8 protein-coding genes and 2 pseudogenes are annotated in these 11189 nt (G+C 68.9%); 3 read left to right on the top strand and 7 right to left on the bottom strand.

Annotated features, from left to right (window positions below; genetic code table 11):
• Positions 1-47: 47 nt before the first annotated feature.
• Positions 48-628: pseudogene (locus tag ABZX40_RS07050) on the bottom strand (hypothetical protein); the annotation flags it as partial.
• Between the two features lie 223 nt (positions 629-851).
• Between ABZX40_RS07050 and ABZX40_RS07045 the strand changes: the two are divergent.
• Together ABZX40_RS07045 and ABZX40_RS07040 are read left to right on the top strand one after the other, a co-directional pair.
• Positions 852-1070 (top strand): hypothetical protein, encoded by a 219-nt coding sequence (locus ABZX40_RS07045; protein WP_355730854.1) that lies wholly within the window; start codon positions 852-854, stop codon positions 1068-1070.
• 548 nt (positions 1071-1618) lie between these two features.
• Complete coding sequence (locus tag ABZX40_RS07040) at positions 1619-2830, top strand: hypothetical protein (RefSeq protein ID WP_355730852.1); 1212 nt, start codon at positions 1619-1621, stop codon at positions 2828-2830.
• 206 nt (positions 2831-3036) lie between these two features.
• Here the strand turns inward: ABZX40_RS07040 and ABZX40_RS07035 are convergent, their stop codons facing one another.
• Both ABZX40_RS07035 and ABZX40_RS07030 read right to left on the bottom strand, forming a co-directional pair.
• Complete coding sequence (locus ABZX40_RS07035) at positions 3037-5793, bottom strand: M48 family metalloprotease (RefSeq protein WP_355730850.1); 2757 nt, start codon at positions 5791-5793, stop codon at positions 3037-3039.
• Between the two features lie 107 nt (positions 5794-5900).
• Positions 5901-6368: a hypothetical protein gene (locus ABZX40_RS07030; RefSeq protein ID WP_355730849.1), complete on the bottom strand. Its 468-nt coding sequence runs from the start codon at positions 6366-6368 to the stop codon at positions 5901-5903.
• A gap of 265 nt (positions 6369-6633) precedes the next feature.
• Here ABZX40_RS07030 and ABZX40_RS07025 point away from each other — a divergent pair.
• Positions 6634-6874 (top strand): annotated as a pseudogene (locus tag ABZX40_RS07025) (ATP-binding cassette domain-containing protein); the annotation flags it as partial.
• A gap of 87 nt (positions 6875-6961) precedes the next feature.
• Here the strand turns inward: ABZX40_RS07025 and ABZX40_RS07020 are convergent.
• From ABZX40_RS07020 to ABZX40_RS07005, 4 genes are all read right to left on the bottom strand, one after another.
• Positions 6962-7372 (bottom strand): hypothetical protein, encoded by a 411-nt coding sequence (locus ABZX40_RS07020; protein ID WP_355731520.1) that lies wholly within the window; start codon positions 7370-7372, stop codon positions 6962-6964.
• A gap of 25 nt (positions 7373-7397) precedes the next feature.
• Entirely contained in the window at positions 7398-7748 is a 351-nt protein-coding gene (locus ABZX40_RS07015; RefSeq protein ID WP_355730848.1) for a TetR/AcrR family transcriptional regulator, read from the bottom strand.
• 419 nt (positions 7749-8167) lie between these two features.
• Positions 8168-8893, bottom strand: a complete 726-nt coding sequence (locus ABZX40_RS07010; RefSeq protein ID WP_355730847.1) for a gamma-glutamyl-gamma-aminobutyrate hydrolase family protein — start codon at positions 8891-8893, stop codon at positions 8168-8170.
• A gap of 527 nt (positions 8894-9420) precedes the next feature.
• Positions 9421-10797, bottom strand: coding sequence for a glutamine synthetase family protein (locus ABZX40_RS07005; RefSeq protein WP_355730845.1), 1377 nt, complete (start codon positions 10795-10797; stop codon positions 9421-9423).
• Positions 10798-11189: the final 392 nt, after the last annotated feature.

Genomic DNA, 11189 nt, shown 5'->3' with positions numbered 1-11189 from the left:
ATACCAGCACATCCCGTGACGCCGCCGGACCGCCGTCGCGGTGTCTGTCACCGGCGGGCGGCGTCGGGGTCGTCGTTCTGCGGTCGCCGCATCAGATTCACGTCCTCACCCCATGCGTCCGGCACCGCGCCGTGCCCGGCCCGCTGGGCCGCGGTCTCCACCTGGGCGAAAGAGACCGCGTTGGGCGCGTGCGTCGCCTGTTCGTGAGATGTCGTCCACCGCGTCCAGCAGTACGGCGGTGTCCCGGCCGGGCAGCGGGAATCGGGTGAGTTCCCATTACCGGATACTTGTTGTACGGGCGGGGGCGACGGTCGAGGGCGAAGAGCAGCTCCAGCAGGAACCGGATGCTGTCGGTGGCGTCGAGCCCGCTCGCGAGCGCGTGTCCGTCGCGGTGGTTCTTGAGCGAGCGGTAGAGGGAGTTGACGTAGGCGTCGAGCCGTTCGCTCGCCTCTTGGCAGGCTTCGCCGACATCGAGTTGTGCCTTGGCGGCGAGAATCCGGGCGCTACCTCCGTCGAGCCGGTCGAGGACGATCCGGCCGCGGGCGAGGGCGTATCGCTCGTTGCCGGGCATCCCGGCGGCGCGGAACTCGTCCAGGGAGAGGATGACGAGGTCGAGTTCTGGTGTGCGCGCGTGGATGTGCTGGAACGGCGGCTGAAGGACCGGGGCACGCACAGCCGGTACGAGGAACTGCCGGGCAGCAGCGCACGGGAGTGCGCCGGGTACCGTGAGGCCGCGGGGTTCCTCATGGCCGCAGGGGTACGGGTGCTCCGGCTCGACACGAGTACCGAGGTCCGGAGGAGATCGCCAGGGCGATCGTCGACGTGATCAGGGAACCATGGGTGAAGGACCGATGACCAGCACGACGGATGTGATGACGTTCAGCCTCAACAACCCCGGCCGGGAACGCACCGAGCGGCAGCCCGCCTACCTCACAGGCCGGCCGGAACAGGTCTTCGTCCTCACGGAGACAGCCGACAGCGCCGGGTGCGCGCTGCTGGCGGAGGTGTTCGGGGAGGTCGGGACAGCGTCACGTTCCCCCGGCCAGCGGCCCGTGGTGAACGCGGCGTGAGCCGCCTGGCCACCCGCCCGCTGGACACCGCAATCCAGTACCTACCCCATCAGGCGGCCGGGGTGAGCGTGGACACGGACGGCGGCCCGGTCGACGTGATCGGCCTGTACGTCCCCTCCCGGGGCGCCACGGAAGCGAGGCGCCCGCCTTCTGGACCGGCGAAGGTGCGCCGCAACAGGAGCCCGGAGCGTTGACACACCCACAGCCCGCCCACCGCACGCGACCCGGCGCCGTCCCCTGCCCGCCCGCAGTCGCCTCACCCCTCCCGGCGACGGCGTACCCGCACCGGCCCCGCGCCGCCCACGCGCACTCCGGCCCCGGCCGCCCGTGTGCGGTCCGCCGGCCCGCCCGCCCGGTGGGGCGGCCGTCCGCCGGGCCCGTGGACCCCACCACCCCCGTCCCGGGGGCGCGGCGCCCGGGCGCGGCTGCCGGTACGGCACATGCGGGGGCGGCATGACACCCCAGCCACGGACCCTGCTGCACCAGCTCCTTGAGGCGAGGGAACCCCCCTGCGTGTCGTGGCCCGGTTCCGGGTGCACTGGCAGGTCATGGCGGCTGACGCGGCGCGGGACCTCGGGCAGCCCGCGCCGGCCAAGATCCAGGTGACGGAGAACACCTACCGCAGGTGGCTCGCCGGCACCCACGTCGCCCGCGGCGGCCCCCGCCAGATTCTGGAGCACTACTTCAAGGAGCACCACTTCAAGAAGGACGTGCACGCTCCTCGCCAGATCGTGCCCGCCCGCGAGATCGTACGGCCCCGGCCCCCGGACGGGCGCCCCCGGACCCTCGCCCGGCAGCTCGACTACAGCTGGCCGACCTCCCGTCACATCCCGGGCGATCCCGACGCGGAGATCCCCGGGACCTGGGACCTCGCCGGCGGCGCCCGCTGGCAGGGCACCAGCATCGGCCTGCACATCTACGAAGCTCACCCCGCCGAAGGGACGGCCGCGATCACCAGGGCCGACCTGCCGCACCTGGACGGCTTCGTACGCTTCTCCCGCCGCGGCGTGATCCTGGCCTTCCTCGGCGCGCACGGCGGCTCGGACCTGTACGCGCTGGACTCCGCGCACGCCCGCCGTGACCTGGCCACCGGCCAGGACCCCCGCATCCCGCCGGCCTACCGGCTCGACGACCTCACCTGCGCGTTCGCGTGGGCGCTGCACGTGCTGGACGACGGGCTCCTCGCGGACGATGGCCCGCTGTCCGAGCAGGCCGGGGACCTCCCGCACTACGTCGAGCTCAGCAGCCCGCTCCACAACCCCGCACCCCCGCTGTCGGGCATGCCCGACCTGTCCCCGGTCGGCGCCGCCCGGCTCGGCTCCAGCCTCTGCCCCCGCTACATCACCCGCCACCTCGGCCACCGCAGCGAGACGCCCGCCTTCTGGACCGGCGAGGCCAGCGGCGAGGAATGCGCGCCCTGGCTGCTGTTCGCCCACCAACACGCCTACCTCGAAGACATCGCCGCCCGGTTCGCCTCACCCGGGGGGCGGACCGGAAGTTGCTTCGACAACGCCGCCGCGGAGAGCTTCCGGGCCGTCCTCAAAGAGGATGTCGGCACGCGCTTCTGGCCCGACCGGGCCGCCGCGCGCGCCGACATCTTCGACTTCATCGAGACCTTCCACAACAGACGCCGCCTGCGCAAGCACATCCACTGGGGCTACCTCACGCCCCACGAGACCCGCCTGCGCCACCGGCAAGACCAGGCCCTCGCGGCGTATCAACACCGTGTCCAAGATCACGGGGAAGCTTCAGTTTCCTGAGCACGCTGCCCGTCGACAAGCGCCGGGCGAACCTGCTGTTCGCTGCAGGCCCGCCACATGCCGCGCACGGCGCCCGACACGGGCGGCTGACAGCGGTGCCGTCCAGGTCTTCGCGCGAACGGATCGTGAGGCAGTGAAGCCCACTCATCCGGCCTGAACGGGCAGAACACCTCCCGGCGAGCGGAACGCTGGTGGGCAACACCGCCTCACGATCCGTCTTTGGACGGAAACGCCATCGCGTCGAGCTTCTGCAGCACACCGGTGAGGGCGTCCATACCGGCGCTCATGTCATCGAGCGACTGCTCAAAGCGCAGGCTGCGTTCCGCGTCCGTCGCGAACTTCGCGTCCTCACCCATGGCCATCGCGTCCTGGCAGGTACGGCCTCCGCTCTGGAGCTGGCGCAGCGCATCTGACCAGGGCTGCTGCAATTCCTTGAAGGGGACGGGAAAGTACTTCCGCGCTTGTGCGGCCCGCTCGCCGAGAGTGCCGCAGAGGCGACTGAACTTCGTTTCGTCCAGACGGATCTTCCCGTTGGTGTCCGGTTCCTGGTCGGCGGCCTCGGTGAGGGCGTCGCCGAGTGCGGTGAAGGCGTCGCCCATGCCTTCGATCCGGTCGAGGCCGCCCTTGGTGAGCCATGCCGTCGCCTGCCATTCCCGTACCTTCGCGACCCGCGCCGTCTGCGGGGTGTCGAAGAGCTCGGCGAATCTCTGGTCCACGGCGGAGGGCTGCGCCGAGTCGGTGTCGTCGGCGTGGGTCAGGACGGTGAGCAGGCAGGCGGGTACGCCCAGGACGAGGATGGTGCTCCGTCTCAGCACCGCGGGCCAGGGACGGATCTCCGGCGATGCCTGTGCCGAGGGCTGGGAGGGGGAGGCCGTCGGCCGGTGCCTGTGGGCGATTCGGCCCACCGCCGCGCCGGCCAACGCCGTACAGGCCGAGAGGAAAACGATGGCGGTCAGCGACTGCTCGGCCGTCAGCTCCGCAAAGATCCGGCCGTTCTCCGGCAGCCAGTGGCAGCGGTCGCCGAGTTTGTTGAGTGGGCCGAGGCAACCGTCGGCAGCGGCCAGCGCGAAAACTGCCGCGTACGCCATGAACTGAACCACCTGTACGGCGAGGAGAGCACGCAGCAACCAGTACCTGCGGGACACTCCGGCCACGATGGAGGCCGTGACCAGGCAGGCCCCCGTGAGGGCCGCGATCTGCCACCACATGTGGACGTACTGGAAAGCTCCCACGCGCTGATCAAAGGTGACCGGCCGCCGCGCCCGCAAGGCGTAGGCCGCCGCGGCGAGTCCGGCCCAGGACACCAGCCCGCCCGCGAGACCGGCCATCAGAGTCCTGCGCAGGCGAAGGCCGGTACCGCGCACCCGGACGTGCAGCAGCAGCGGGACGAGCGGCATCAGGAGGGCCGCGGCAGCCAGCAGCACCTCCTTGTTCAGCATTATCAGGACCGGTGAGACAGCGCTGATGACCGACAGATCGTGCGGATACAGCCCCCACGGCCCCGGGAACTCCTGCTTGATCAGGGCGGTGAGCGCTCCGTCGTGAACGGACAAGCCCATCGCCAGCATGCTGCCCGAGCTATGCCACCAGTGCAGCCCGCCCCACAGCAGGGCCAGCGTCACCAGGAAATTCAGCAGGACCGTCGCGATGCGTAACAGCCTCCCGGGAAGGAGGAGTGTCAGTTGGCAGAACTGTGCCGTCCAGACCGCCGGTACGACCGCGGTGACTATCAACGCCAGCAAGTACACCGGCTGCGCGATCACCCATTCGGTGCCGCTGTTCCCGCCGCCGACGAAGGTGCCGACGACCAGACCCGCACCGAGCCACAGCCCCGCGCGAACCCCGGTTTCCGTGCGCCGTCCGGCCGACCGGGCGGCTGAGGCAACGGAGCGCCTCAGGACGAGGAAGAGCACCGGAGTCACCAGCGACGCGGTCAAAAGCGCAGCGCCGGTGCCGCCGGACAGGCCGGGCACCACAAGAACCTCATGGACGAGAAGAGATGCCCCCACACCGGTGAGCGACATCTCCAGGGCGCTCACCCTGGTCATCCGCCCAGGATCGTCCAGCACGCGCCTGCGCTCGGCCCAGCGCGGATGAGTACGCAGCAACGCGATGACGCGGCGCAGCGGGGTGGCGACAGTACCGGGCGGGTCGGGATGGTCCCAGCCTCCGAGACGGGCGCCCCATGCGACCGCCTGTAGGTCGGCGTGGTGTTCGCGGCGGCGCAACAGGTCCGCACGGGCCAGGTGCACGAGCGCCACCAGCAGGAGCCCGGACAGCAGGGAGTAGGTGATGACGGAGGCCACCCCGGGCCAGAACGGCGATGTGTTTCTGCCCAGCAGGCCGTTGGTCAGGAGTCGCCCCTGCTGAAAGAGGTAGGGCAGCAGCGCGAGTACGACGAAGACACGCCACAGCGCGGTACTGCCCTGGGCGAAGTCCACGTCCCGGTTGCGGATATGGGCGAGTTCATGGAGGACGACGGTGCGGAAGCCGTCGGGATCTCTGCCGCGTCGGGCGACCAGTCCCGCGTGCAGGCATACGGTGTACCGTCCGGCGCTTCCGTACACCACGGCACCGGCGGTCGTCCGGGTCGGATCCACTCGGAAGCGCACACCGGGGGTGGTTCCGCTGAGTTCCCGCAGCTGGGCGAGTTCGTCCTGGAGACTCGTGTCGCGGCTCACCATCGCGACCGGCAGGGTGCGGTTCTTCCGGTCACGCCGGCGCGGCAGCCACGCGTAGACGACGGCCGCGGCGGCGAGCAGGAAGAACGTCGCGACCAGGCCCTTCACATTGGCCACCGTCGGCACACCGGACATACAGGTTTCCAGTGCCGTGGCATGGCGGACGCCCAGGAGCAGGTTGTCGAGATTTCCCCCGTTGGGGTCGACCCCGGCGGCCAGGAGACAGCCCAGGGCATCGCCCGGGGTGTCATCGGGACGGGGCGCCAGGACTGTGTCCAGCATCGATATGCTCGACACGGCGACAAGGACCATCAGCAACACGAATCGGAGCCCCGTGTCGGTGACACCCGACCGCGGGCGCCAGGGCATCGCGAACCGCACCGGCCCGCCTAGGACGAGGCGGGTGAGGTGGGCGCGGCGGGGGGTTCTCGAGGCGCGGAGACCTCGCCCAGCCCCGGCGGTTCCGTTGCCAGCCGAGCTATCACACCGTCCGCCAGCGCCTCGGCCTCTTCGCTGCTCATCCCCCGCTCCACCGCACGCTCCAGGACACGCTCCCGTACGCGGGCCAACTGGGCGTGGTCCAAAGCAGGGAGCTCCACAGCGGGTTCGCCCGGCCCGAGGCGCAGGCTCCAGCGCACCCGTCTGCGCCACCGCTCCATCAGGCTGTCAGTGGCGGCGTCGAGCCCCCGGCGGGCGACTTGGTCAAGGACCAGCCAGACAACTGGGGTGACGAGCGCAGCCGCCTCGGCGAACCCGAACCCGAGCGGCTCCCTGCGCCGCCCTTGTCCACCGAGCACGCGGACCGCCCGCTCGTCATCGAATCGCAGCAGTCCTTCGACGAGGGGCAGTTCGTGCACCGCATGCTCCGCTACCACCGCTTGGACGACGTCCCGGACTCTTCTCACCCTCAACTCCCCCCGCCTGCAAAGGGTTTGGCTACCTCCACTCCATACGGTCAGTATGCAACGCCGCGCCTCCCGCAACCAGAGCGCCGCGTTGTCCGACGGGTCGATCCGCGCCGGGCCAGGAGTCGACGCTCGCGATCACCAACTGGGCGAACGACTGGGCTTCGACAGCGCGTGAGTGCGGCGCCGGCATCCGCAGTACGAAGCAGGGCCTCGGCGGGGTGAGGTCGTCGCCCTCGTCGGGGAGAACGGCGCGGGCAGATCCACCCTGATCCGGCTCCTCACCGGGCTGACGCCGCCCGGCAGCGGCACCGTCCGCTGGGACGGACTCGATCTCTCCGACGCCGACCCGGCAACCGTATGGGACCACGTCGCCCTGGTACCGCAGCAGTTCACCCGCTGGCCGCTGAACGCCCGCGAGAACATCCACCTCGGGCACCCCCCGGCCCGGAGGCGATCACGCCGTGCACACCGCCGCGGCCACCGCCAGTACCGACAGCGTCATCGCCCGGCTCCCCCGCGGCCTCGACACCCAGCTCACACCCTCATGGGCCGACAGCCACGGAACCCTGTACAACCGGCGGTTCTCCCGCCTCGTCCTCGAACGACTGGGGCCAGTAGCGCAGAGCGGTGGTGTCCGGCGGCCCCACGACACTCACCTGACCAAGCCCTACCAAGCGGCGCCGAGCGAAGGAGATCGGCAAGGCCGTGTCCCCGTTCAACCGCTGAACGGGATTGCAGTCGCCCATCGGCAGATCACACGCCCGTTCCGGCGCCGAGTGCTTCGATGATGGCGACCGCCGCGGCACGATCCGCGCTTCCTCGCCGGACAGTGGCACCTTGCCCTCCAGCCGGCTCTCAGCCAGGGCCAGCACCGCTCCGACGACCATGCGAGCGGCGATCGAGGCGTCTGCCGGGGCGATGGGGCGAGAGCCCTCCTGGGTGGCGAACACCATCCCGCCGACCAGGGTCGCCAGACCCTCAGGGCCTCTTCCCGGTACGGGGCGACGGCGGTGCTCGCGCGCTGGGCAGCGACGAGGAACCGGCCCCTGGCCGACGGCTCGGGTCGAGAACCGCCAGCGCGGCGGCGCCGGCCTGGTGCATACGCGCACCGAAATCGCGTGCCCGGCTCTCGGGCTCGTCGTCGACCGACGCCTTGATCGCGGTGCTGATCCCGCCCGTGATCGAGACGAAGATCGCGGCGATCAGGGCGTCCGGGCTCGCGAAGCTCTCGTAGAAGTAGCGGCGGGTCAGGCCCGCTGTCTCGCAGACCCGCCGGGCGCTCAGTGCCGACCAGCCCTCGGTGTCGAAGACTTCCGGGCCGGCCCGCATCAGGGCTTCGGGTCTGTCTGTCCGCCGTGTTTCCGCAGCCGGGAGGTCTACACCGAGTACTCGGACCGGCCGGTGCGCCGCCACGTGGCCGGGACCGTCTCCGGCGGGGGAAGCCCGCGCCCGCTGTCCGAACTCGCCGCCGGATGCGAGGCGGCCCGGCCGGGTGTCGTCGGCTGCAACGATCTCACCGAGTACCACCGGCACACGATCGACCACTGGATCACGCGCGTCACGGCGGGCCCGGGACACGATCGGCGCCCTGTGGCCCGGTCACACCGACGCACTCGCCATCGTGCACGCCACCGCGCAGGCGGGCACGATCCCGCAGGTGGAAACCCTCTTCGGGCTCCGGCTCGCCGAGGAAGTCCAGACCGACCGGTAGCCGGGCTGCGGCCCCCAGTGCGACTGGCGAGCCGAAGTCACCTGCGGCGGCAGTCCTCAACGAAGCCAGCCATCAGCGCGGCTGCAGACTGCTCCGCTTCCCACAGCATCTCGGGGTGCCACTGGACCCCGACAAGTCGACGCTCAACGCACTCATAGCCCTCAACCAGACCGTCCGACGTCCAAGCCGTCTCCGTCAGTCCGGGAGCGATCTCACGCATACCCTGATGGTGTTGCGTGTTCACCGGAACACGTCCGTGCCTCCCCATCCAGCGCGCGATGAGCGAGCCTTCAGCAACCTCCACGTCGTGAAACGGCTCGCCGAGATTCTCATAACCCGCCCAGTGGTCGAGTGCCCCCGGCATGTCTCGGACGAGGTCGACGTACAAGGATCCGCCCAGTGCCACGTTCACCAGCTGGGCGCCCCGGCAGATCGCGAGTACGGGAGTACCCGCGTTCTGGGCGATCTCGAACGCCTCAAGCTCGCCCGCATCATGCAGCGGGTTCGTATCCCGAACCAGCGGGTCATCGGGGTCAGCGCCATACCTGCGCGGGTCAACGTCTCCCCCACCGGCAAGGAGGAGTCCGTCCATCCCACGCGCAAGCCGACGGAAGGTCCCTTGGACGTCCGTGCAGTCGATGGCCACGGGGACTCCGCCGGCTTCGACCACCGACTCGAAGACGGTCGACCAATGGTCGAAGTCGGCATAGTTCGACGACGAGTACGTCACCGCTATCGCCGGACGGCTACTGCTCGCTCGCATGCACCCTCACCACTCCCACAGCCATCGGCCATCGGAACGATCCCGATGGACCGCCAAACACCTATTGGTTCGATGATTCAATCTTGATAGGCCGAAGTACAACGACTCCTCTTCAGGGGAGAGAGGAGGATGACCGCACCGAGCCGTCGAGCGGCTCCTCTGCCCGGCCCCACGGTGCGAGTCCAGGGCTCGCCACCTGCCCCGCCACCGCGCCCAGACGCCGACCCACCACATGCGATGGCCGCCCGCTCTCCGTCTCCGTCCTGACGCCGAGTCGCCGTGCGGCGGCACGGGTGACGGGCAGCCGAGACTCTTCAGCGACGCTGTCCGACACGGTGCTTGAAGGGAAGACCCGGAGGTCTTCGGTGAAACTTTCCGAACATGCCTGTCCAGGCGTCTGAGCCGACATGGGACGACCGGAGAATCGGCACCTGGCGGGTCCCGGTCGCGAACGGACCTGCTCCCGGGAGAGGGCGTGCAAGCGCGCCGATGCACCCCTGTCGGTCGTCGCGACGGCTCGCACGGCCTCAGATCCGGTCGTAGTACCGTTCGCGCTCCCAGTCAGTGACGGTTTCGGACACAAAGCACCGAAGTTCGTTCTCGTAGAAGCCGAGGATGTGGGAGTGCACCAGCTCGCCCAGGGAATCCAGGGCGACCTTGCTCTGGCCGAACAGGCGCACGGAGTCCTGGAAGTTGCCGGTGAAGACCGGGATGTCCTTGTCGTACCAGGCGTTGCCCGAGAACAGGGTCGGCTTCGGAAGGTTCTTGTCGATACCGTTCAGCCCGGCGATGAACATTGCCGCGTACGCGAAGTACGGATTCACGTCGGCGCCCGGAATGCGGTTCTCGAAGCGGTAGGAGGAATCGTGTCCGACGATACGGAAAGCGGTCGTGCGGTTGTCCTCGCCTGCCGCAATCGCGGTTCCGGCGAACTGGTCCGGACGGTAGCGCTTGTAGGAATTGATGGTCGGCGCGAACATGAGCCCCAGGTCGAGCGCGTTGGCGAGCTGGCCGGACAGGAACGAGCCAAAGATGTCCGACATCCCGTCGCCGTCCCAGCCGATGGGCTTTTCTCCGTCTGCCGACCAGAGGCTCGCGTGGATGTGACACGAAGAGCCGATCTCGTCGATCTGCGGCTTGGCCATGAAGCTCGCAGTGAGCTTGTTCTGGTGAGCCAGTTCCTTGACACCGTGCTTGAAAAGCACGTGTCGATCCGCCATCTCCAGGACATCGCAGTAGTCCATGGTGACTTCCTGCTGCCCGAAGCCCCACTCGGTCTTGGACGACTCGATCGGGATGCCGAACTGCGGCATCTTGGTGCGAATCTGGTGAATGAACCAGTCGTCCTTGCTCGAGTGCAAGAGCTGGTAGTCGCCATGAGTCGCGCTGGTCATCGGGATGTCGCGGTAGTTCATGTCGCGCACACGGGATGCCTCCGCGTTCGCGAGGAAGAACTCGAGCTCCGACGCCGCCTTCAGCGCCAGGCCGGCAGCCTTGGCACGCTCGATCTGGCGCCGGAGTACTCGACGCGGAGCAACCTCGATCTCGGAGTCGTCAACGGTGCTGAACGCGTCGCAGATGACGATGACGGCGTTCGGTTCCCACGGAACGCGACGCATCGTCGCCATGTCCGGGAGCAACCGGATGTCGCCGGCCCATGCGTGGCCGTACAGGGTCAGCAGCGGCAGGTCCACGGGGTTCATGTCCATGTCGCACGCGAAGAAGTAGTTCCCGCAGTGGATACCCTCGCCGGACAAACACAGCGTCTTGAACGAGTTGGTGGTCAGGCGCTTTCCCAGAAGGCGGCCGTACATGTCCGGTACCGCGCACACCACGGTGTCGACGGCACCATCGGCGACAAGCTGGGTGTACTCGTCGAGTGAAAGCAGGTTCTCAGTAGTCATTTCTGCTCCGTGTCCCTTTCAACAGCGGCGTCCGAAGTCTGGGCGCACCACGGTTCGTTACAATCCCTCAGGAAGCTGAACCAACCAGCTCTCTCACTGTCCAGGCATCACAGGTTTTCCAGTCGAGCGAGTTCTGAAAATCCAGACAACCTGATGACACGATTCTTTGCATTGTATTTCCTGGATTCTCGGGCGAGACCTACGACGCGTCGATGGGCCGCGTCCTCGAACAGGCCCGGGAGCTGGCAAAACACTCCGTAATGCTGCGCCCGCCGCTTTGGCCGCGGCACGGGCAGGTTCGCCGTGAGAGTCAATGCTCCTCATTTCGAACCCGGCTCCGTGGTGGGCTGGTCAGTCGCGGTTGCGTGGTCGAGGGGCTTCGGAGCGGCCGG

Origin of the sequence: Streptomyces sp. NPDC004610 (genome assembly GCF_040609715.1) — a bacterium.
Classification (GTDB): domain Bacteria; phylum Actinomycetota; class Actinomycetes; order Streptomycetales; family Streptomycetaceae; genus Streptomyces.
Note: the sequence above shows the minus strand (reverse complement) of the source record. Positions and strands in the feature narration are given on the sequence as shown.